The organism is Olsenella profusa (assembly GCF_016900315.1).
Taxonomy (GTDB): Bacteria; Actinomycetota; Coriobacteriia; order Coriobacteriales; family Atopobiaceae; genus Thermophilibacter; species Thermophilibacter profusus_A.
In genome coordinates this window covers 33,761-55,390 of sequence record NZ_JACSNQ010000012.1, presented here as the reverse complement: position 1 = coordinate 55,390, position 21,630 = coordinate 33,761, and the positions used below count along the sequence as shown (strand labels likewise).

The window sequence follows — 21,630 nt, the reverse complement described above, 5'->3', positions numbered from 1 at the left end:
CGCGACCGGCGCACGGCCTCCCCTGCGGCGGGCGCCCCCGCCCGAGGCCCCCGTCCGCCCTCCGCTCCGGGCCTGTCGCGCGGCCCGCCGCGCGACACCCTCCGGGCCCTCTCGGAGGACCCCCTGACGAGCCCCGCGCGCACGGCGTCGGTCGAGCCGCGCCGGGCGAGGGCCGAGGGTTCCTCCGGCGCGCGGCCGGGCGCCGCCACCGGCTACCTGCCCTCCCCGCGGGCCGCGCGCCTGAGCTCGGCGACCTCGTCGGGCTTGGTGTTGAACAGGTCGTAGAGCCGCCCGCGCGGGAAGTTGTCCTTGATGGGGATGCGCGCCGCGCCCGCGACGAGCAGCCCCTCGCCCGCCTCGACGGACTCGTCGATGAAGCCCTCCTCCTGCTCGGAGAGGTCGAGCAGCTCCGCCCATGCCTCGCGGTCCACGGGCGACTGCTTGTGGAGCAGGATGAAGTCGGAGTTGAGGATGAGGTTGCGCGCCTCCTGGTGGCCGAGCATGTAGACCGAGTTCTGCGTGATTCCGGTGCAGATCAGGTTGAACTTGCGCCCCTCCGCCCAGAAGCGGGAGAAGTAGCTGATGATGGCGGGATGCGAGAACAGCGACTGGACCTCGTCGATGTAGAGCCAGGTCGTGACCCCGCGCTCGAAGTTGCGGTACATGAGGTTGCGCGCCGCCTCCAGGGCGGCGAGCATGCCGAAGGTGCGCATGGAGCCGCCGAGGTCCTTGAACTCGACGCAGGTCACGCGCCGGTCGAATCCCGCGTCGCTCTGGTGGTTGAAGAACGACATGGCGCCGGAGACGTAGCGCTCGTAGCGCAGCGCCATGTCGCGCGCCTCCCGCTCGGGCTGCGCCCGCAGCTGGTTGTAGAGGTCGCCGAGGGTCGGGGTCGCGCCCGCCGTCGCGGCGTAGGCCGCCTCGACGCAGCGGGCGATGACCGAGCGGTCCGCCTCGGTGAGCCCCTCCGAGCCCTCGGCCATGGTCGCCGAGGACAGCGCCGTCACGGCGTCGATCTTGAACGCCATCTGCACGGCGGGCGGCTGGTGCGCCACGTCGGACATGTCGAGCGGGTTCAGGTGCGTGTCGGCGCCGGGGGCGAGCCTGAGCACGCGCCCGCCGTTGGCCTCCACGAGCGGCGAGTACTCCCCGGCGGGGTCGAAGACGACCACCTGGTCGCCGGGGTGCGCCAGGATCGTGTTCTCGATCTCGCGCTTGACCGAGAAGGACTTGCCGCTGCCGGGCTTGCCGGCGACGTAGCCCATCGGGCTCGCGAGCCGCTTGCGGTCGCACAGCACGAGGTTCGAGGACTGCTTGTTCTGCCCGTAGTAGCCGCCGCCCTCGTCGAAGAGCTCCTGCGTCGCGAAGGGCATCTGCACGGCGACCTGGGCGGTCGTCATCATGCGCGTGGGGCCGACGTGGTTGTGCCCGAGCGGCAGGACCGAGTTGAGGCCCTGGAGCTGGCGGTAGGCGAGCGGCTCGGCGTCGATGGAGTTGCGCCGCGCCGTGGACACGACCTGCACCACGCGGTCGTCGAGCTCCTCGCGCGAGGAGGCGAACACCGCCACGAGCCCCGCGTAGAGGAACAGCCGCTGGTTCTTGGTCTGGAGGTGGTCGAGCAGGTCGAGCGCCTCCTCCTTCGAGTACTTGAGCTCGGAGGGCAGGATGTCGTAGTCGTAGCCCTTCTTCACCGCGCGCACCTGCTCGTCGATGATCTCCTTGTCCATCCACGCGATGCGCTGCTTCACGTAGGCGACCGCGCGTGCGCGGTCCATGGGCTGGACGTGGAGCGAGACGGTGAGCGGGACCGGCAGGTCGATGACGTCGGCGATGCAGCGGTCGCCGAGCTCGCTGCCGAAGCGGCGCAGCGTCAGGACCTGGCACCACGTCCCGTCGAGCCTCATGAGCGCGGGCGAGCCGCCCGGCTTGAGGTCGATCGAGGAGGGCGCCACGACGTCCTTGGTCCGCAGGCCCGTCTGCGGGGCGACCATGCCCCAGTCGAATGCGAGCCGGCGCCCGGGGAGCAGCTGCGAGGAGATCGCCGCTAGGCGCTCGGCCCCGTCGAGCTGGCGGGCCTGGCAGCGGATGCGCGCGAGCGTCTGGACCGCGTCGTTGCGCATGCGCGCGAGGCGCGGCGCGGCCGCCTCGGCGGAGGTGGAGGCCACCGAGAAGGTGAGCCAGCGGCGCCGCACGAGGTTGGACACCCCCTCGCGCATCTTCGCGTTGAGGATCCTGTTGTACTCGCGCGCGAGCGCCGCGGTCTCGCCCTCCTCGCGGAAGAACGAGCGCGCGCCGATCTCGTCGGCGGGCAGCGGCGAGTTGGCGATGGTGAGCTGCGCCGAGCTGTCCGCCCCGAAGTAGTCCCAGAGCTGGCAGTAGGCGGAGAACATCGCCCGCTGCGTCTCCTCGCGCGCGGACTGGTAGCTGATGTCGGGCAGCTCCAGGCTCATGGAGAACAGTCCCTCCTCGACCTCGCAGATGCCGTCGGGGAACATGGCCTCGTATCCGATGGCCGAGTACACGTCCCTGGCGGCCGCGCGGGCACGGCGGCGGTCCTCCCCGGCGCGCGAGAGCTCGCGCTCCTGGCGGCGGACGCGCCGGCCCACCGACTCCCTCGACGGCCGGCGCGGCGTCGGCCTGCTGTGCTTACCCCTCGGTTCCCTGGCTCGGCGCATGCGCCTCGGCCCCCTTCCTTCTCATCCTCCGCGCGTAGGCGCGGTCCCTCCGCTCGGGCGCGGGGCCCGAGGCCGGCAGCGCGACCGGCCGGTAGAGCAGCGGCCCCCGCCTGCGGGCGTGCGCCGCCCACAGCGGGACGAACCGCTCCGGTGGCAGCCCGTGCGGCCGCCAGAACCCCAGCAGCCAGAAGGGCAGCGAGCACGCCATGACCGGCAGGGTCGCGTCTGACGGCGCCACCCCCAGCAGCAGGTTCAGCGCCGCCGCGGAGGCAACCGAGGCGGCGAGGCCCCCGGACACGCACGCGAGCGTGCGGGCGCTCATCTTCCCGGCGATCTTCTCGTGGTACTCGGTGATGTCCTTGTGGACCGACACGCTCAGCACGGCCGCCCCCTACGCCGGGAGCCAGCTCGTGTCGAGCATGCCGAAGTAGACGGCGGCCGCGACGATGATCGCGCCGCCCGCGATGGTGGAGATCGCGCTCGCGATCTGGGCGCCGCCCTGCTGCTCGCGGATGGCGAGGCCGAGCGACACGGCGCCCCACACGATGAGGAACCCGCCGAGGAACGTGACGCACCCCGACACGAGCCCGATGATCTCGTTGAGCATGTGCCCCCTCTCTGCGCTCCGGCGGGGCGGGCCGCCCGGCGCGCGTGGTAGAATCCGCCCGGGAGCGCCCGCCGCTCCCGAGTGTTCTGGCGGCGGCCGCACCGGGGAGGGTGGAAGCTCCCCGGTGCCCAGGCGCCCAGGCGCGGCCGCCGCGCCCCTCACCCTCGCCCCCCGCGCCGGCGCCGCCCGTCGCGCGCGGGGTCGTACTTGTCGTCCAGGAAGGGCCGCGCGCCCGCGATCAGCACGACGGCGCGCCGGCGGTCGAGCCGGGCGACCTCCGCGGCCTGGATCAGGTCGCGCTCCGCTATCTGGTAGTTGCTCGTCGAGCTCCTCGAGGCGCCGCGCGTCTCGTTGAGCGTGAGCGCCGTCACCGTCTCCTTGCCGACCGACTCCGCGATCTCGCGGGCGGTCTCGGTGGACTTGCCGCCGAGGAACAGCAGCGTGTCGCAGCAGTCGACGATGGTCTGCGCGGCGTCGCCGTAGGCGGCCTTGAGCTGGGACATGGACTGGACGACGGGCGAGATGGACATGTTGCGGCTGCGCACCACGGCGATGGACTTCTCCACGTCGGGCATGCGGCCGATGTTGGCGAACTCGTCGAGCAGGAAGCTCACCGGCGTCGGGAGCGAGCCCCCGTGCGCCTCGAGCGCGCGGTCGCACAGCAGGTCGACCGCCTGCCACATCATCACCGCGTGCAGGAACGAGTAGGTCCGGTTGGTGTCGGACATGACGCAGAAGACCGCCCGGCGCGCGCCGGGCTCGCCCATGAGGCGCAGCGACATGTCGTCGGCGGAGAGCAGGGCGCGCATCTCGTCCACCGCCAGCGGCGCGAGCCGCGCGTTGCACGAGACGATGATCGACTTGAGGGTCTTGCCCGCCGCGGCGCGGAATGCCCGGTAGCGCCCGAGCGCGAAGTCGGCCTCGGGCGGCACGGGGTCGGCGACCCTGACCCAGGAGACCCCGCCGTCGGCGAAGTCGCGCGGCGAGCGCGCGGCGCCCTCGCGGGGCCCGACGCAGCGCATCCCGGTCTCGATCTCGCGGAACAGCAGGTCGAGCGGGCTCAGGTAGGCCTCGTCGTCGTCCCGCGCCTCGGCGAGCGACAGCAGCGTGAGCACGCCCGGGAGGCTGCGGTCCCGCTCCGGGCAGTGGTAGACGAGGTAGGCGACGAGCGCCGTGTAGAGCAGCTTCTCGGCCGCGGGCCAGAACGGGTCCGAGGCCCGCTCGCGGTCGCCGGTGGTGTTCTCCACGAGGCAGTCGGCGAAGCGCACGATGTCGGCCTCGCGCTCGAGGTAGGCGATGGGGTTGTAGCGGTCGCTGCGCGAGGGGTCCACGGTGTCGAAGACCCTCACCTCGTAGCCCTCCGCCTCGAGCGCCGCGCGGGAGCCCGCCGCGACCGTCCCCTTGGGGTCGGTGACGAAGTAGGACCCGTGGGCCTGCATCACGTTCGGGGCTATGAAGCCGCGGCTCTTGCCCGAGCCGCTGCCGCCCACGACGAGCACGTTGCGGTTGCGCTCCCAGCGCGGGTCGTGGTCGGGCCGCTCGAAGGCGAGCGAGCAGCGCCTGGTGAGTATCACGTTGGCGCGCGGGTCCCTCGCGTCGGCGAAGCGCCTCATCTCGGCGGGCATCGCCCAGCGGGCGCTGCCGTGCTCCTCGCCCCTGCGGTAGTTGCCGCGCCTGGCCTGGCGCCACGCCCACGCGGACCAGACCCCGCACGCGGCGGCGACGCCGGCCGCGACGGGCCCGGCCGAGGGGTCGGGCGAGAGGCCGCGGGACAGGAGGTGCCCGGGCAGCTGCGAGAGCGCCGCGGAGGCGGCGCCGACGGGGTCCCCGCCCGCGGAGGCGAGGCACGAGGCGTACGCGTTCGTCGCGAGGAAGGCGGCGGCGGAGAGGGCCGCCGCGGCGGCGACGCCCGCCCCGGAGACGGGGCGCGTCATCGGGCCACCGTCCTCTCGGCGACCTCGAGCGCGCGCTCGCGCTGCCCGCGCGAGGCCTCGATGGCCGCCGCGGCGTCGCGGGCCTGGGCGGCGCGCTCCTCGAGCGGGCGCGCGTCGCGAGAGCCCCCTCCGATGCCGCCCCCGCCGATCTCGCGCGCCTTGGCGGCGAGCTCGTCGAAGGCGCGCGACACGCGGCCGGCGTCGGCGACGGGGAACAGCAGGTACTCCCTGCCGGCCTCGCCGTCGGAGAAGAACTCGTGGCGGACCTGGGCGGCGGTGAGCTTCGCGTCGATCGCGGCCCTCACCTGCCCGTACCCCTCGAGCTCCCTGAAGTCCTCCATGTCGAGGCGTGCCCAGGGGGCGCCGGCCGCCTCGCCGGGGGCCTCGGGGCCTCCCGACGCGCGGTCACGCGCGCGCTCCAGGGACGCGGCGAGGCGCAGGGCCATGCGGCGCGCAGCGACGTCGCCCGACAGCCCGGCGACGCGCGACGCCCACTCGACCAGGACCTCGCCGCTCTCGTCCCCGAAGTCGCTCGGCATGCCCGACCCCCTCTCGTCACGGCGGCGCCGGCGGCGCCGCACCCTCGCGGGGCGCGGCGCGCCTTCCCGGCCCGGCACGCATCTCGTAGGGTTTAGCCGCCTCGCGCGCCGCGTCCCCGACCGGATTTATACGGCCGGGCCCGGCGCCGCGGGGCGGCCGCGGGAGGGCGTCGCGTCTCCAGGGGACCCTAGGAGACCGTGTCGCGGAACCTTCACGCGCGCGAGCGGCGGTCGGGCCCGCGCAGGGCCACGACGGCGCACGTCTCGCGGATGCGCGACACGACGGCCTCGGCGGTCTCCGCCTCGCCGCAGCGCGACAGGCGGGCCTCGAGGGAGGCGAGGGCGTACTGGGAGGTGAAGACCGTGGGCCTGAGCGAGCCGTAGCGGTCGTTGACGATGCGGTAGAGCGTCATGGCGGACCACTGGGACGCGGACTCCTTGCCCAGGTCGTCGAGGACGAGCAGGTCGCAGCCCGTGTAGCGGCGTATGGCCGCGTCCGTGGAGCCGGAGCCGCCGTAGGTCTCCTGGATCGCCGAGAACATCTCGATCGCCGTCGTCATGACCACGCGGCCGCCCGCCTCGGCGACCGAGCGCGCCACGGCGCTCGCCAGGTAGGTCTTGCCCGTGCCGGTCCTGCCCTGGATGTAGAGCCCGTCGCCCCCGGCGGGGAACGACGCCGCGAACCGGGCGGCGCGGGGCTCGGAGAGCTCGGCGGCGAGGTAGCGCGGCGGTATGCCGGAGTGCAGGATCTTGGACCGCATCGCGGCGGCCGCGGCCTCCTCGACCTCGCGCCTCGCCTCGGCCTCCGCGCGCCTCTCGCCCTCGCACCCGCAGGGCTCGTGCCCCACGACGAGCTCCCTCGACCCGACCCTCACGCGCTTCGGCGCGAGCTTCCGCCCGCACCACGCGCACCTGAAGGCCCTCGGCTCGGGTCTCGCGCCCCTCGATCCAGCGCCCACGGCCGCCCCTTTCCTCTCAGCCCCTTTGCCTATCCCTTTGGTATCGGATGACGTCCCGTCAGGGGTCTCCCTGCCGCCCCGTCACCCCGCGGGCCCGCCCCGCCCTGACGTCCCGTCAGGGCAGCCCGGCCCTGCGCTCCGCTATCCGGGCGGCGTCGACGCGGTAGCGCTTCGCGCCCCTGCGCGTCCTGCCGACCTCGACGACGTAGCCCCTCCCCGTGAGCGCGGCGAACGACCGGTAGACCTCGCGCTCGCTCACGCCCAGCACCTCGGCGGTCCGGGCCTTGCTCTCGTAGAACTCCCCGGACCCCTCGCGGCAGAACGACCATACGCGGGCGAAGACCAGAAGCGCCACGCCCGCGAGGTCGAGCTCCCGCCACATCCACCTCCTCACCACCACGAAGACCTCGGACTCGTCGAGGTCGGCGTACGACGGCGGCCGGCTCACCTGCCTCCCGCGATCCCCTCGGTGTTGCGCTCCAGCCATGTCCGCAAGTCCTCCCGGTGAATGAACGCCCCGCGCTGCTGCCCGGGGAACCGGCGGAAGGGGAGCGGGTCCTCCCTCCTCGTCGCGAGCTCGCGGATCCTCCTCACGTGGACGTGCAGCAGGCGGGCCGTCTCGGCCAGGCTGTAGTACTCCTTGGGCGGGACGCTCGAGCTCGAGGCCATCCGGCATTGTTCGCACATCATCTGCGCCTCTTTCCTGCGCGCGCGTGCCCTCGGCACGCTCGGCGCGCCGTCTGAGGCCTTTCCCTCCCCACTAGGTCCGGCCCGGTCACGACTAGTTTGACCGAGGCCCCAGGGCCTCCAGGGCCCTGTCCAGCGCGGCGCGGCTCACGCGGATGGCGCGGCCGAGGTGGACCGCCGGGATCGTGCCCTCACGGATGAGGCGGTACACGAGCGGCCGCGAGATCCCGAGGTACCTCTGGACGTCGGAGACGCTCAGCCACGTGGGCGACGCCCCCTCGGTCTCGCCGGGCCGCGTGCCCTCGTCTCCGGGGCGCGCCTGGGCGCCCTGCTGCTGCAATCCCTCCATGCGGGACCTCCCGTCAATCTCGTGCCTGCTGGGGCAACGCCGTGGTCTTTCGCGCCGCCCCGTCACGGCACGAGTTATACGGGCGGCCGCGCCGCCCGGCAATCGGGCGCGGGCGCCCATCGGTCCGCAGGGGACCCTAGGGGACCGAGTCGCGAAACGGACACGGCGCGGCGGGTTGGCCCCTCGGGGCGCCCCCGTGCCGCGCCGTGCGCTCGCGTGCGCCCTCGGTGAGCCGAGCATGCTGGAGATTCCCCCCCTGATTCCCCCCGGCGGGCCGGTCGGGGAGGCGTCTGGAGGTTGCGTTTCGAATGTGGGAGGGAGGCCCCGCCCGCCGTTCCGCGGGACGCGCGATGGGAGGGCGGCGGAGCCGAGATAACAAAAAAGGTCAGAAGCGATTAGGCTTCTGACCTGGGCTTTTGGTCGCGGGGGCCGGATTCGAACCGACGACCTTCGGGTTATGAGCCCGACGAGCTACCAGACTGCTCCACCCCGCAATGTATGTAGTTCACATGTATTTTAGTGCCTGTGAACTTGGCACTTCCGCAGGGTTATGAGCCCGACGAGCTACCAGACTGCTCCACCCCGCAGTGCAAGAAATTACTCTACTCGTCCATCGTCCTTCTCGCAAGGAAAACGTTGAAATGTGTTGACGTCTCCACAATTGGGCCAGAACGGGGCCACCGGAACGTGGCTACCAGAACGACGTTAGAACAGGCCGTTGCCGTTGACCGACTCAACGTCGCCCACGTCGTGCTCGATGATGTCCCAGTGCTCGGCAAGCATGCCGTCCTCCAGACAGTAGATGTCGCAGACCTTGTTGACCATGCTGTTGCCCATCGTGCACTTGAAGAAGACGAAGACCATGTCACCCTCGGCGGCCGTCTTTACGATCTCCCCCTTCGGGTCCATCGAGAGGAACTTCTCGGCAAAGCGCACAAATCCTGCGCGCCCGTCTTCGACGGTGGGGTTGTGCTGGATGTAGTCCTCGCGCACGTAGCGCTCCACGTTGCTGAGGTCGTGAGCGTTGAAGACCTCTTCGTAGAAGGCGAGGACGATCTCCTTGTTGTTCATGCGGCTCCCTTCGGTCGGTTGTCGCATGGTAGCGGAGGGCCGTCCACGTCTGCGGGCGTCGTTTCGTTTCTTGCCCGTTTCTGCCGCGTGGCCCTGCGTTGCGCGACGGCGACAAATATTACGAGCTCGGCGCGGCCGCGTAAACAGAACCCACTTGTCTGGCATTGGAGATACCAGTTGATGCGACCATGCCACCTGTCGTTAAGGTACGCAACAGGAAACGGGGAGGCCGCCATGTACGACACCGGCTCAACTGCCTTCATGCTCGTCTGCACGATGCTCGTCCTACTGATGACGCCAGGACTGGCGTTTTTCTATGGCGGGCTCTCGCGGCGTAAGAACGTGATCAACACGATGATGATGACCTTTGCGGCCATTGGCGTCGTGGGCATCACGTGGGTGCTCGCGGGATGGTCGTTCGCCTACGGCGGGGACGGCTCGCTGTCGTGGTTTGGCGGCTTTGACCAGCTGGGGCTGAATGGCCTGGTTAGCAACATGATGACCGAGGCCACGCAGGTCCCCGAGGGGACCCTCTACCCGACGATCATCGACGTTGCGTTCCAGATGGCGTTTGCGATGATCACCGCCGCCATCGTCACCGGCTCGGTGGCGGGCCGCATGCGCTTCGGCGCCGTTGTGGCGTTTCTCGCCGTGTGGGCGCTCGTGGTCTACGCGCCGCTTGCGCACATGGTGTGGGGCGGCGACGGCTCCCTCATCGGCGACGTGATCGGTGCGCTCGACTTTGCCGGCGGCGACGTGGTCCACATCAGCTCCGGCATCACGGGCCTCATCCTGTGCCTCTTCCTGGGGCACCGCAAGGGCTTCGGCCTCAAGAACTACCGCCCCCACAACGTGCCGTTTGTGGCGCTGGGCGCGGGCCTGCTGTGGTTCGGGTGGTTTGGCTTCAACGGTGGCTCCGAGTTTGCGGCTGATAACGTGGCGGCCCTCGCCATCCTCAACACCGTGGTCTCCAGCGCGGCCGGCCTTGCCTCCTGGCTCGTGGTCGAGCGCGTGGCCACCGGCAAGCCGTCCCTGGTGGGCGCCTGCACGGGCCTGGTCGCCGGTCTTGTCGTGGTGACGCCGGGCGCGGGCTTCGTGGAGCCGTGGGCCGCGCTGATCATGGGCCTCATCGTCTCGCCGGTCTGCTACTTCGCGATCTCGCACCTCAAGGCGCGCCTGGGCTATGACGACGCGCTCGACGCCTTTGGCTGCCACGGCGTGGGCGGCATCCTGGGTGGCCTCCTGACCGGCCTGTTCTGCGTCCCCGAGCTCTCCTGGACCGACAAGGGCGGCCTGCTCTACACCGGCGACCCCTCGCTCCTGCTGAGCCAGGTCGTGGGCATCCTGGTGACGCTCGTCATCGTGGTGGTGCTCGACCTGGTGATCGTGGCTGTGGTGCGTGCCATCTTCCGTGGGAAGCTGCGCGTTGACGATCACGACGAGGCACTCGGCCTCGACGTCGCGCTCCACGGCGAGAGCGCCTATCCCGCCTACACTGGCCTGGACTCCTAACGATCCGCGAACCCGAACCAAGGAGCATCGCATGAAGAAGGTTACCGCCATCATCCGTCCCGAGAAGCTCGAGGAGCTCAAGGACGCGCTCAACAAGCGAGGCGTGCACGGAATGACTGTCTACGAGGTCATGGGCTGCGGCAGCCAGCACGGCTGGACCGAGTACTACCGCGGCACCGAGGTCATGCTCAACATGATCCCCAAGGTCAAGGTTGAGCTCGTGGTCAACAACGCGCAGGTGGAGGGGCTCGTCAAGCTCATCTGCGAGGTCGCGCGAACCGGCGAGGTGGGCGACGGCAAGATCTTCGTCTACCCGGTGGAGGAGTGCGTGCGCATCCGCACCGGGGAGCGCGGCGTGAAGGCCGTCTAGCAGGTGCACGGGACGCGGGGCCGGTTGGCCCTGCGCCCCGTCCGGTCGCGTGCTGCGAGTCGCTGCCACCCGGCCGTGCGCCGTTCCGCTGCGGGCCTGCCGCCGTCCCGGTCGGCTCCGTCCCGCTACAGGTCGGCGGCAGTGAGAATCTCCTGCGGGATGAGGCGGGCGTTGTCCAGGACCTCGCGCAGGTAGGCCGCCTCGCGGGGCTTGAGCTCGCCCTCCAGCAGGTCGAGGCCGCGTAGCGGCACGCCCGCCTGGTCGGTCTCCTCGTTGTCGAGTGGGTCGGGGAAGCGCGTCATCGCGCGCTGCAGCATGAGGCGGTACGCCGCCGTGAACGGGCGCACCTCAAAGTGACCGTCCGCCATCTCGGCGAGCTTGGCCAGGATCTGCAGGCCCGCGCGGTCGAGGTCGCCCCAGTACAGCACGCACACGTCCTCCGCGTGCTGGGCCTCCAGCAGGTCGGGCAGCTTGTGGGGGTCGTCCACCAGATAGCCGTTGCCAAAGACGACGCCATGAACCTTCTCGCCCAGCAGGCGCTTGCGACCGTCCAGAAACATCGCGTTTCTCATGTTGATCCACGGGTCGAGGTTCTCTGAGACCACGAGCCTCAGGTGGCGGTGGTGCTTGGGAATGTGGTGGAGCAGCTCCAGCTTGACCTGCGGCCGGCAGCACACCACGTCCGTAAGGCCCATGAGGTGCAGCAGCTTGCGGCCGTCGGAGTCCAGCGCCAGGAACTTCTCGTCCCCAAAGACGCGGTAGGAGAGCTCGCGGCAGCTGAGCGAGCCGTCCCCCAGCAGCGCCGAGCCGGAGAGCGCCTCGTCCAGGGCGCGCAGCTCGCGCTCGTAGTGGGTGAAGGCGTCGGGGGTGCTGAGCAGCCACCCGTTGATCCACAGGCGCGGGTCGAGCCCGATGATCTGCCGGCGCACGTCGTTGAGCTCCGGGGTCTGCTTGCGAATGGTGTCCAGGTGGGAGAGGCTGCGCGTGTCGCGCTTGGGCGACTCGCGGCGGGCGGGCGGCTTGGGACGCTCCGTCTTGGCGATGGCGCGCGAGCGGCCGGCCGTGGCGGGTTGGTCTGCGGCGGGCGTGCGGGTGTCGGGCACGGTCTGGCCTGCCGCGACGTTCAGCGTAAAGGCCTCCGCGTTCTTCTCGCCAGCTGACCCGCCTGGGACGGGGGAGAGGACTCCCAGCTTAACGAGGGCGTCGACGGTCTCCTGTCTGGCGCTGTACTTGGCGAGAAGCGCCGTCAGCTCGTCGCGCGTGACCTGGGGGGAGCGCAGCCGCACGAGGCCGCTTGCGATGCCGCCTGCGTAGCTGCGCGACGCGGCGGGCAGCTCTTTGCCCAGCCGCTTGGCCAGGGTCACGACGGCCGCCTGTTCCTGCTCGGTGAGTTTGTGTGCCATGGGGTGCCTTCCGCTTGGTTGGCCTTTCAGGATAGCGCACGGGGGTACGGTTTTGCCGCCTTGCCCGAGCTCTTGCTTACGGGAGCGGGGTCGTTGCAAGGGCGGCGCGGGCGCTGCTTACGGAAGTGGGGCTGTTGCAGGGACGGCGTGGGCGTTGCTTACGGAAACGGGGTCGTTGCAGCAAAAGTCTCGCTATCCGCTTACAAAATCGGGACTGTTACGCGCTTGCCGATCCTCACCCGCCCAAGCGCCCGGCGAGAAGAACCTCGAGATGCCTGTCAGCTGGGCGTTCTTCTCGCCAGTGGGGCGTTAGGGGGTGCGCGGTGCGTGCTACCCGTTGTTTTGTAAGCAGGACGAGACCGTGGTGCCGCACCAACCGCGATTTCCTAAGCACCTTAGTTGCGCGGAGCTGCAACAACCTCAAATTCGTAAGCACCTTTGGGCCGCGCGTCTGTCTTGGCCGCGATTTTCAAAGCGTTCCGTAAACGTTTGCCGTGAAGTCTGGGCACGGGCTGCCGGCGGCGTGGTCCTCGGCTTGTTCGAGCGCTGTCCAGTTGGTCATCGTTTCGTTTCAAACTCTCATGTGGCGAGATTTTCTCTCAACTGGGGTGGTACGAATAATCTGGTCCGGAGCGTTATCGAGCGTTACTAACCGTTGTACCGATATTCCGTAAACAGCTCGTTTGACCTTGCAAAATGTTGCGCAGCGGACCGTACCGTGTCGTAGTGTTTTGCGTCCGACGATTAGCTCGCAGCTAATGAAATCCTTCGACCAAATCGATACCTTGGGTCATGTTAGGTAGGTTTCGCTGTGCGAAATGCACGAGGAAGGAAGCGTCATGGCAAAAGAGGGTAAGAAAGGCATCGGGCGAATCGTTCTGATTGTTATCGTTGTGCTGGTGGTGATTGGGGCGGCTGGTTCGCTGGCTGGTGGCGGCAACTCAAGCAGCTCAAGTAGCGGCTCTTCCAGCCCTGCTGGGCAGACGGAGGAGCAGGGCAATGTGCAGCAGACCGAGCGGCAAGCTGAGGAACAGGAGCCCTATACCGTTACCGACGAGCAGATTGATACTTCAAACCAGTTTGCTACTTATATCGGCGGCACGCTGACCAACAACACGGACCACGAGGTAAGCTACATTCAGGTTGAGTACAACCTTTACGATGCCGACGGCGCTCAGATTGGTACCGCGCTTGCAAACACCAACAATTTGCAGCCTGGCGGCAAGTGGAAGTTCGAGGCGATTGGTACCGCCTCTCCGGATGAGGTCGCATCGTTTGAGCTTATTGAAGTTACGGGATTCTAGGTGCGAGTGACCGGGGGAGGGGAGCCGCGATGAGCGAGCCGCTGACAGAGGAGCTGCTGGACGAGCTTCTCAACACCTCGAGCATCGACGACTATCTCGAACGCCACGAGCACGAGACCGACAGCCGCACGCTCGCCGAGTACCTCCAGGAGCTCCTTGCCGAGAAGGGTCTGGAGCGGTCGCGCGTGATCCGCATGGCCAACCTCAACGACACGTTCGGTTACCAGATCTTCCAGGGCACGCGCCACCCGAGCCGTGACAAGGTGCTCCAGATTGCCTTTGCCATGGCGCTCACCCTGCGCGAGACCAACCGCGCGCTCACCGCGGCCGGCGTCTCTGAGCTCTACTGCAAGGACCGTCGCGACGCGATCATCATCTTCTGCATCGACCGCGGCTGCTCGCTCCAGAAGGTCAACGAGGAACTCTACCGCTTCGGCGAGAAGACCATCTGCTAGCTCCGGCGAGAAGAGCCTTGGGCCGCACGTTCTTCTCGCCGTCGGATTGGCGGCTGTGGGTTGGAAGTTCACAGGGCGTCCCCGGCACGTGACCGGGGGCGCCCTGCTCTCTGCTAGGATGGGCCCATGGACACGCGCGCTGACACTCGCCAGAACGACGACGAGCTCGCCGACTACCTCGCCTCCCTTGACCGTGACACCTGCTATCGCGTGGACGCGGTGCTCAAGGACGGGCGGCTGGAGCGGACCGAGCTCGTCTACTTTGTGGGCGAGAACGGCGCGGAGCTCGGCCCCTTTGTGCGCAAGTACCTTGACGCCGAGACCGGGCTGGGCCGCGCGTACCAGGCCCTCTTTGACGTCCAGCGCCGCGGCGCGCGCCTGGTGCACCTTCCGCGCGTCATCGAGTGCCACTGGCGCGACGGCCGGTTCGTGGTGGTGATGGAGTACGTCAAGGGGGAGACCCTTGCCGCGTGCGCGGGGCGCCTCGGAGACGCGTCGGCCCGCCTTGACCTGGTGCGTCGCGCGTTTCCCGACCTCTGCGACGCGGTGGGAGAGCTGCACGAGCGCTTCGACCCGCCGATCATCCATCGCGACCTCACGCCGTCAAACGTCATGGTCAGCCTTCCCGAGGGGAGGGGCCCGGCGGCCGTCACCCTCATTGACCTGGGGATTGCCCGCAGGTTCCGGGAGGGGGCCGAGCACGACACCACCCACTTTGGCACACGCGCCTACGCCCCGCCCGAGCAGTTCGGCTTTGGCCAGACCGACGTGACGAGCGACGTCTACGCCCTCGGGATGCTGCTCTTCTTCTGCCTCACGGGGCGCGAGCCCACGCCCGCGGACCGCGAGGCGCGCTTTGCCGTTCCGGACGTGCCGGAAGCGTTCCGGAAGGTTATCGTCTGCGCGACGGAACTCGACCCGACCCGACGCTACGCGTCCGCCCGGGCGCTGCGCGACGCCGTGACCCAGGCACTTGCACAAGATACTGGCTCCGCGACCGAGGAAGGCACGCACGGCGAGAAGAACCTGACCCAGCGCCCTGTCATGCCGACGCCGCCCTTCGAGCCGCCTATCTTCGACGAGCCGCACGCGCCGCACGGCCTCCGTGGTGCGGTCGCCCAGCTGCTGGCCCGCGTGCCCCGCTGGCTCGGTGCCGTCTGGGACGTGGTCGTGGTGGGCGTGACCGCGGTCTTTGTGATCGGCTGCGTGATGGCGGTCGTTGACCCGACGCCGGAGAACGCGAGCTGGCCCCTCTGGTACCTCGTGCTCTCGTACCTCTGCTGCGCCCTGATGTTTCTCGTCGGTGGCTACCTGCTGCTGGACCGCCGGCCGCTCCGTCGGGAGATTCCCGCGCTCGCGCGCCTGACCGTGGCGCGCGAGACCCGCGTGGGGCTTCTCGCCATCTGCGCGTTGGTCGCGTTCTGGATCGTCGTCTCCCTGGCCGTCCAGCCGACGTTCTAGCGTAGCTGGTCGGCGGCCTGGTCTGCGCCTAGGGCACCTAGCTCAGGCCGAGAAGCGCCTGTCCCTCGCTGCTCAGACGGTAGACGGCCGGCCGCCCCGACGTCCTGGTGACAAGACCGCGTTGGGTAAGCGAGTCAAACGCCTTGCGTGCCGTTGGGGCTGACACGCGCAGATATGCGGCGCCCTCACGCATCTTGGCCTCGCCGAAGGCACCGAAGAGGCATACCTGCCCCAGAAAGTAGAGCAGGTCCTTCTCGCGCTCCGAAAAGTCTCCCTCAAGCTGGCTGACGCGTTCGCCGAGGCTTCCGAGGGAGCGCTTCTTGTCCTCGAGGTCTGTGATGACGCCCTCTTGGGCGCGTCCTATGAGGTCGAGCATGGTCAGCACGAAGTGCGTGGCCTCCGAACGGTTTGCCCGCTTCTCCGTTATGTCAAAGGCCCTGTAGTAGACGCGCTTGTTCTCTGCGATGGTGCGCGAGAGCGAGAGGACCGTGGCCTGGGAAAGGGGGCGGCTCAGGCTGAGGGCGAGCAGGTAGCGCCCCGTCCTGCCGTTTCCGTCATAGAACGGGTGGACGTACTCAAAGAGAAAGTGGGCGAGCAGAGAGCTGTAGAGCTCAGGCATGTCCTCGGAGCTCAGCAGAGAGATCATCTGCTCGAGCATGGAGCAGATCGCGGACTCGGGGGAGACGCCGCGGTGCACCACCCGGCCCCTGTGCTCGATGATCACCGGGCCGGGGCGAAAGAGACCGTCCCTGATGCGGTCGCGCTCGTCAAGGGAGCCTCTCGTCACGGCATCGTAGATGTCTCTGATGTCTTGGAGCGTATGGGGGAGCGAGGGCGGGTTGTCTCGATCGGTCAGCCCAAGGTAAAGGCGCGCGAATTCCCTGAAAGGCGCGTGGTGCCTCTCGGCCGCGCCCGCGAGCGACGCGGTGTCTCGCTCGGCCTCCTCGAGCGCGTCCTCGATCTGCCGACGCGTGCTGTGGACGCCCTCGATGTCGTTGCTGGAGACCACCTCGTCAAGAATGAGGCTTCTCAGGTACGCTCCGAGGGCAGCCGTGGGGAGGGCTCTCCACAGCGAGGAGACCCTTCGTTCGCGGCGCAGCACCTGTTCCGTCATTACGGAGAGCTCGTGCGGGACGGTGCAGAAGAGTTCACCGTGCTCAAGCATGATGCCCGTGCGGAAGGTCGACTCCGCCTCGAGCCTCTGGCGGTAACGCTCCTCGTGATGCTTAGATCGCTCCGAGGAGGCATCTTTGTAAAAGATCTTCTCGAGCGTTGGGTAGGCCATGGCGACCCCTTGAATCTATCGGAAAGAAATCGGGATTTCTTTCTTTTTCAGTGTATTCTAGCTCACCTATCGGAAAGAAATCGCGAATTCTTTCCGATAAGACCTCTCTGTGGGCATCTTATCCGAAAGAATCGCCGAGTTGTTTCCGATGACCCGGAATCGCACGGGCTTGCGCCTAGCTCAGCAGCCTGACGTTGGCCTCAAGTGCCGCGACGTCGCCGGTGAAGTGGAATGCGTGCATGCCCGCCACGCGAGCGCCCTCGCAGTTGTCCTCGTTGTCGTCTACAAAGAGGCACTCGGCGGGGTCCAGCTGGTAGCGCTCGCAGAGCAGCTGGTAGATGGCCGGATCCGGCTTCATGATGCGCTCGATGCCAGAGACCACGTAGCCGTCGAGGAAGGGCTGGACGGGCGCATGGCCAAGCTGCTCCATGATGTGCGTGTTGGCGTTGGAGAGCAGGTAGACGCCATAGCCCTCGCCCTTGAGGCGAATGGCGAGGTCGTTTGTGGCCTCAATGGGCTCGGAGCGCTCCGGCCAGTGCGCAAGGCACTCGGCGAGGTTGGGGTGCAGGCGCTCGGGCAGGTGGGCGCGGGCGTAGCGCGTCATGGTCTCGTGGCTGATGGTGCCCGAGTCCAGCAGCGTCCAGAGCGGGGAGCCGAAGAGCGCGGCGTTGAGCGCCGCGGCGTCCTCGGGCGTGTCCGTAAAGAGTGACGAGAAGTACGGCCCGTCAAAGCGCATGAGCACGTTTCCCATGTCAAAGACGACGTTTCTGATGGGCTTGCTGCTTGCTGCTGGCATGGCGCCTCCCTGCGGTCGGTTGCCGAAAGTATACCGCGAAGCGCGAGGCTGTCCCCGAGGTTCGCCCAACGCGCCCGTCGAGAGGGGGCGTGCTTACGGAATTGCCTCCGATGCCGCAAGAAGCGGTGGAACGCTTACATAATTCCGGTCGACGCACCTGTCGAGAAGAACCTGCTTACGAAACCCCAGCTGATGCGCCCGGCGAGAAGAACCTGCTTACGTATTCTCAGCCGATGCGCCTGGCGAGAAGAACCTGCTTACGAAACGACGCTTGTTTCGTGCCGTTCGTTCTTCTCGCCGCCTGAAGCGCCTTCGTATCCTGCGGCTTTGCTGAGAGGTGTTCTCTCCATGCCTTCCCGCTTCGTATTAGGCTCCCTTTTCTAAGCGCCTTTTCGCCGACGCCCCGCATCACTCTGTATTTCCTAAGCGGCTTACGAGCTTTGTTCCGCTATGGGTGCGTTTCCTTAAGCAATTGTCCTCTCGAGGGGTTGATGAATAGCTGTCGGAGTCGGCTGATCGTGTCTATTGATCGAAGTGCCTATTAGTTGATCAAACAGGTGTTCGATCATGCAAAACTGGAGCCATCGAGTAGGTAGGAGAGTTTGATGAGTGACAGTTTTGCCGCTTTCGGAGAGCACGGTGATGAGGGGATACGCAGCGATAAGTTGCGCTGCGAAGTGCGGAGGTCTTGGGTTATCTGTCCGCCAAGTAACCCAATTCCCATCCAGCTCGTCAGGGTGTCAGAAAGCTGGGAATCCGTTGATGACGAAGAGGATCTCGTTGATGGCTGCGTACCGATGATTGGGAGTATCCAGGCCTTTTCTGAGGTGGGGTCGTCGTGGTACGAAAGATATGGAGCTTTCTTTACCGGGTACGAGAATGCGGAAAAGCTCGTTGAGGAAGCCTTCGACTTTGATCCGAATAGGGGTTGCTGGCATCTTGCGAAAGGTGATACGCAGTGTGAGATTTGGCCCATCTCACCAGATGATTGTGAGTCTGTCCTCGATCTCGATGAATTGTGGCCCGAGTCTTTGGCGCGCATACTGGCTGCTATTCCTTTGGAGGCGCGTGGAGAAACCCTTACGCGAGTGCCTCCTCTGCTAAGGAGCAGGTTCGCAAGATGGTGCGACGAACTTGCAGATAGTGGGCAGATAAGGACGGGCCCTCTCACGGGCGGACGCGCTTTCAAAAGAGTTGTTTGTGACTGTGTGAAAGACTACGTCCGACTACGCAACGTTCTTTAGCATGCGGCTGATGAGACTGCTCTACGCTCTGATATCCTGGACGGAAGTGGCGTTTAGCAGGAGTGATGAGTATGGGCGACTCGAAAAAAGGTGCTGAGCTCGAGAAAGTCGCGAGCGGTTTGCGTGCCGGTTTTATCGACTCGTCAAATCGTGCCCCCGAGGGATACAAGCCTCGCCTCATCGCGAATGACAAGTACTCAGGCATCGACTTGCTTTCTGTCCTGAAGGAGCAGATGTCTTCCTGCGACCGCTTTGACATCTGCGTGGCGTTTGTGGCCGAAAGCGGTCTGCAGCCGCTCATTGAGGCGCTCTTGGAGCTTCGGGACAGAGGGGTTGAAGGCCGACTTCTCACCTCTACCTACCTTAACTTCAATACTCCACATGTGTTTAGAAAACTGATGGAGTTTGATAACATTGAAGTGCGTATCTATCAAGGGAATCTACACGCAAAGGGGTACGTATTTGACCGTGACGGTGCCAGCACCGTCATCGTGGGGAGCTCGAATCTCACCCAGATGGCACTAACGTGTAACCGAGAATGGAACGTCCTGTTCCGTTCATATGGGAATGGGGAGATGCTAAAGGCCATCAGGGCTGAGTTTGACGCGCTGTGGGGTGATCCGCATACAGTTGAGCTCTCCTATGACTGGACGATCGAATATGACGGATACCGATCCCAGGGTTCTGGGGATATACGGGAGACGAGGTCATTTCGGGCGGATTATTCGTCACCGCGTAAGCCGATACAGCCAAATGACATGCAGAGGCACGCTCTCGAAGCGCTTGCCAAGCTGCATGAGTGTAATGAGCCCCGTGCACTTCTGGTCTCCGCTACGGGAACGGGGAAGACCTATCTCTCCGCGTTTGACGTCCAGGCGGTAAGGCCGGGGCGCGTTCTCTTTCTGGTTCATAGGAGAAGGATCCTCGACGCCTCGAAGCGGAGCTTTGAAAAGCTCTTGGGAGGGGCGTATTCGTATGGCGTCTACAGCCCGGGGAGTGACTGGCGAGGTAGCACATGCCTGTTTGCGATGTGTTCAACCATCGTCAACCATCTCTCTGACTTTGAGGCGAGCTCGTTTGACTACATCGTGATAGATGAGGCCCATCGAGCAGGGTCAAAGGGCTATCAGAAAATAATGCAGTTCTTTGCTCCCAAGTTCTATCTTGGTATGACGGCAACCCCCCAAAGAACAGATGGATACGACGTATTTGCGCTGTTCAACCATGTCATTGCCTATCAGATCACGCTGCAGGATGCCCTTGCAAACGACATGCTCGTACCGTTCCACTATTTTGGAATCGCGGACCTTAAGATTGACGATGCTGACGTTGACGATCCGTCGCTGTTTTCCAAGCTGACCTCAGACGAGCGCGTTCGCCACATCGTTACGAAGATCGAGGAGTATTCCGTTTGCAAGGCTGGCAGACGAGGCCTGATCTTCTGCAATCGAGTAGATGAGGCTAATGAGCTTTCCTCGCGATTCAATGAACTTGGGTACAAGACCTGCGCCTTGAGCGGGTCGAACTCTGATGCGGAACGGGATGATGCGATTTCGCGTCTTGAGGCGGGCGATCTTGAGTACATCTTTTCAGTCGATGTGATGAATGAGGGGGTTGATATTCCCTCGCTTAATCAGATCATCATGTTGCGACGTACTGAGTCTGCAATCGTCTTTGTCCAGCAGCTTGGGCGAGGGCTTCGCAAATGCGACGACAAGGAGTTCCTTCTCGTTCTTGATTTCATCGGCAACTATCAGAAGAACTTCCTCGTCCCGATTGCGCTGACGGGTGATAGGACTTACAACAAGGACAATCTTCGTGCCATCGTGAAAGAGGGGAATTCGTTTATACCGGGGTGCTCAACCGTCAGCTTTGACAAAGTGTCCGAAGCTAGGATCTATAAGGCAATTGATGGGGGAGACTTCAGCTCGGCGAAACTACTCAAGGAGGAGTATGGGGAGCTTCGCAGGATGCTGGGTCGTATTCCAAGGCTGAGCGACTTTGACAAGAACGGCTCCGTCGATCCAATGAGGATCTTTAGCAAGTTCGGCTCATACCATGCGTTTCTCTCTAGGTATGAGCCTGACTATGACGTGCGTTTTTCGGAAGCCCAGGAGGGAATGCTTTCGTTTGTCTCTCGAAGGTTGGCGAGCGGAAAACGGGCAGAGGAGCTTATGCTGCTCAAGGCTCTTATTGAGGGCGTGCCGCTGTCCGAGGGCGGTGCTGGTCTGGCTTTGGATAACGGTATCGAGCGGGTTCTGACGATGAAGTCTGCCGGCGCTTATCTCAGCGGGCACTTTTCGTCGCCTAGGGGTTTTGTGCCCCTAGTGACAGTCAATGACGGGGGCTATGCTCTTACTGACGAGATGCAGGTTGCGCTGAAAAGCTCCGAGTTTAGAAGTCAGCTGCTCGAAGTAATCGAGTTCGGACTTACGCGTTTTGAAAGTCTATACAAGAGAACATATCGGGGAACATCCCTCGTTCTGTACGCGAAGTATACGTATGAAGAAGTGTGCCATCTTCTTAACTGGGATAAAAACGTAAATGGCCAGAATATCGGTGGCTATATGTATGACCAAGAGACCAAGACATTTCCCGTCTTCATCAACTATGAGAAGGATCCCGGTATTTCGGCAACCATAAACTATGAAGATCGCTTCATTTCCGAGAGGGAGATGATTGCCCTTTCAAAGCAGCCGAGGACGCTCGATTCACCTGAAATTAAGCGACTTAAGGGATGGCCGTTAAACGAGGTCCGTCCCTACCTTTTTGTCCGTAAGAACAAGAACGATAGGGACGGGAGCAAGGAGTTTTACTTTCTCGGAGAGATCAGGCCAACGGGGAGTTTCAAGCAGATCATCATGCCAGGAACGACCAAGTCGGCAGTAGAAATTACTTACGAGCTCCGGGACCCCGTTCGTCGTGACCTCTACGAATATCTTACGAGTGATTTCGAGGTCGAAACGGATGGTGCCTAGT

General features: G+C 65.6%; 20 protein-coding genes and 1 tRNA gene. 7 read left to right on the top strand and 14 right to left on the bottom strand.

Translation table 11 applies throughout. From position 1 onward, the window contains the following. Nucleotides 1-212 precede the first annotated feature (212 nt). From H9X80_RS06530 to H9X80_RS06480, 11 genes are all read right to left on the bottom strand, one after another. Complete coding sequence (locus H9X80_RS06530; protein WP_342590882.1) at nucleotides 213-2,606, bottom strand: VirB4-like conjugal transfer ATPase, CD1110 family; 2,394 nt, start codon at nucleotides 2,604-2,606, stop codon at nucleotides 213-215. Between the two features lie 40 nt (nucleotides 2,607-2,646). Further along, nucleotides 2,647-3,057: a PrgI family mobile element protein gene (locus H9X80_RS06525; protein ID WP_204793538.1), complete on the bottom strand. Its 411-nt coding sequence runs from the start codon at nucleotides 3,055-3,057 to the stop codon at nucleotides 2,647-2,649. Between the two features lie 9 nt (nucleotides 3,058-3,066). Continuing rightward, nucleotides 3,067-3,282, bottom strand: a complete 216-nt coding sequence (locus H9X80_RS06520; RefSeq protein WP_075279437.1) for a hypothetical protein — start codon at nucleotides 3,280-3,282, stop codon at nucleotides 3,067-3,069. Nucleotides 3,283-3,440: 158 nt separating this feature from the next. After that, the gene (locus tag H9X80_RS06515; protein WP_204793537.1) at nucleotides 3,441-5,216 is read right to left on the bottom strand and encodes a VirD4-like conjugal transfer protein, CD1115 family; all 1,776 of its coding nucleotides are present in this window, start codon (nucleotides 5,214-5,216) and stop codon (nucleotides 3,441-3,443) included. Further along, nucleotides 5,213-5,755 (bottom strand): hypothetical protein, encoded by a 543-nt coding sequence (locus H9X80_RS06510; RefSeq protein ID WP_204793536.1) that lies wholly within the window; start codon nucleotides 5,753-5,755, stop codon nucleotides 5,213-5,215. Before H9X80_RS06510 ends, H9X80_RS06515 begins: the two co-directional genes overlap by 4 nt. Before the next feature lie 212 nt (nucleotides 5,756-5,967). Continuing rightward, nucleotides 5,968-6,603: an ATP-binding protein gene (locus H9X80_RS06505; protein ID WP_204793535.1), complete on the bottom strand. Its 636-nt coding sequence runs from the start codon at nucleotides 6,601-6,603 to the stop codon at nucleotides 5,968-5,970. Nucleotides 6,604-6,829: 226 nt separating this feature from the next. After that, a complete protein-coding gene (locus tag H9X80_RS06500) occupies nucleotides 6,830-7,162 on the bottom strand; it encodes a hypothetical protein (RefSeq protein WP_075279441.1) in 333 nt (110 codons plus the stop codon). After that, the gene (locus H9X80_RS06495; RefSeq protein WP_075279442.1) at nucleotides 7,159-7,404 is read right to left on the bottom strand and encodes a helix-turn-helix domain-containing protein; all 246 of its coding nucleotides are present in this window, start codon (nucleotides 7,402-7,404) and stop codon (nucleotides 7,159-7,161) included. The genes H9X80_RS06500 and H9X80_RS06495 overlap by 4 nt, the downstream gene beginning before the upstream one ends. A gap of 91 nt (nucleotides 7,405-7,495) precedes the next feature. Next, nucleotides 7,496-7,750, bottom strand: a complete 255-nt coding sequence (locus tag H9X80_RS06490; RefSeq protein ID WP_204793534.1) for a helix-turn-helix domain-containing protein — start codon at nucleotides 7,748-7,750, stop codon at nucleotides 7,496-7,498. A 417-nt stretch (nucleotides 7,751-8,167) separates the two neighbouring features. Then, a tRNA-Met gene (locus tag H9X80_RS06485) sits at nucleotides 8,168-8,244 on the bottom strand. 211 nt (nucleotides 8,245-8,455) lie between these two features. Further along, nucleotides 8,456-8,821 (bottom strand): nuclear transport factor 2 family protein, encoded by a 366-nt coding sequence (locus H9X80_RS06480; RefSeq protein ID WP_204793533.1) that lies wholly within the window; start codon nucleotides 8,819-8,821, stop codon nucleotides 8,456-8,458. A gap of 234 nt (nucleotides 8,822-9,055) precedes the next feature. On the opposite strand from H9X80_RS06480, the gene H9X80_RS06475 reads away from it, so the two are divergent. Then, a complete protein-coding gene (locus tag H9X80_RS06475) occupies nucleotides 9,056-10,333 on the top strand; it encodes an ammonium transporter (protein WP_204793532.1) in 1,278 nt (425 codons plus the stop codon). A 31-nt stretch (nucleotides 10,334-10,364) separates the two neighbouring features. Then, entirely contained in the window at nucleotides 10,365-10,703 is a 339-nt protein-coding gene (locus tag H9X80_RS06470; protein WP_204793531.1) for a P-II family nitrogen regulator, read from the top strand. 125 nt (nucleotides 10,704-10,828) lie between these two features. On the opposite strand, the gene H9X80_RS06465 is transcribed toward H9X80_RS06470, so the two are convergent. Beyond that, nucleotides 10,829-12,106, bottom strand: coding sequence for a Wadjet anti-phage system protein JetD domain-containing protein (locus tag H9X80_RS06465; RefSeq protein ID WP_239471725.1), 1,278 nt, complete (start codon nucleotides 12,104-12,106; stop codon nucleotides 10,829-10,831). A gap of 839 nt (nucleotides 12,107-12,945) precedes the next feature. Here H9X80_RS06465 and H9X80_RS06460 point away from each other — a divergent pair. From H9X80_RS06460 to H9X80_RS06450, 3 genes are all read left to right on the top strand, one after another. Beyond that, on the top strand, nucleotides 12,946-13,410 hold the full coding sequence (locus tag H9X80_RS06460; protein ID WP_204793530.1) for an FxLYD domain-containing protein: 465 nt from the start codon (nucleotides 12,946-12,948) through the stop codon (nucleotides 13,408-13,410). Between the two features lie 29 nt (nucleotides 13,411-13,439). Beyond that, nucleotides 13,440-13,865: an XRE family transcriptional regulator gene (locus H9X80_RS06455; protein WP_204793529.1), complete on the top strand. Its 426-nt coding sequence runs from the start codon at nucleotides 13,440-13,442 to the stop codon at nucleotides 13,863-13,865. Between the two features lie 126 nt (nucleotides 13,866-13,991). Next, on the top strand, nucleotides 13,992-15,326 hold the full coding sequence (locus tag H9X80_RS06450) for a serine/threonine protein kinase (RefSeq protein WP_204793528.1): 1,335 nt from the start codon (nucleotides 13,992-13,994) through the stop codon (nucleotides 15,324-15,326). 37 nt (nucleotides 15,327-15,363) lie between these two features. Here H9X80_RS06450 and H9X80_RS06445 read toward each other — a convergent pair whose 3' ends face one another. Together H9X80_RS06445 and H9X80_RS06440 are read right to left on the bottom strand one after the other, a co-directional pair. After that, complete coding sequence (locus tag H9X80_RS06445) at nucleotides 15,364-16,611, bottom strand: Fic family protein (protein WP_204793527.1); 1,248 nt, start codon at nucleotides 16,609-16,611, stop codon at nucleotides 15,364-15,366. Nucleotides 16,612-16,786: 175 nt separating this feature from the next. Next, nucleotides 16,787-17,407 (bottom strand): HAD family hydrolase, encoded by a 621-nt coding sequence (locus H9X80_RS06440; RefSeq protein WP_204793526.1) that lies wholly within the window; start codon nucleotides 17,405-17,407, stop codon nucleotides 16,787-16,789. A 605-nt stretch (nucleotides 17,408-18,012) separates the two neighbouring features. Between H9X80_RS06440 and H9X80_RS06435 the strand changes: the two genes are divergently transcribed. Then, nucleotides 18,013-18,651 (top strand): hypothetical protein, encoded by a 639-nt coding sequence (locus tag H9X80_RS06435; RefSeq protein WP_204793525.1) that lies wholly within the window; start codon nucleotides 18,013-18,015, stop codon nucleotides 18,649-18,651. Nucleotides 18,652-18,722: 71 nt separating this feature from the next. After that, nucleotides 18,723-21,629 (top strand): DUF3427 domain-containing protein, encoded by a 2,907-nt coding sequence (locus H9X80_RS06430; RefSeq protein ID WP_204793524.1) that lies wholly within the window; start codon nucleotides 18,723-18,725, stop codon nucleotides 21,627-21,629. Nucleotide 21,630: the final 1 nt, after the last annotated feature.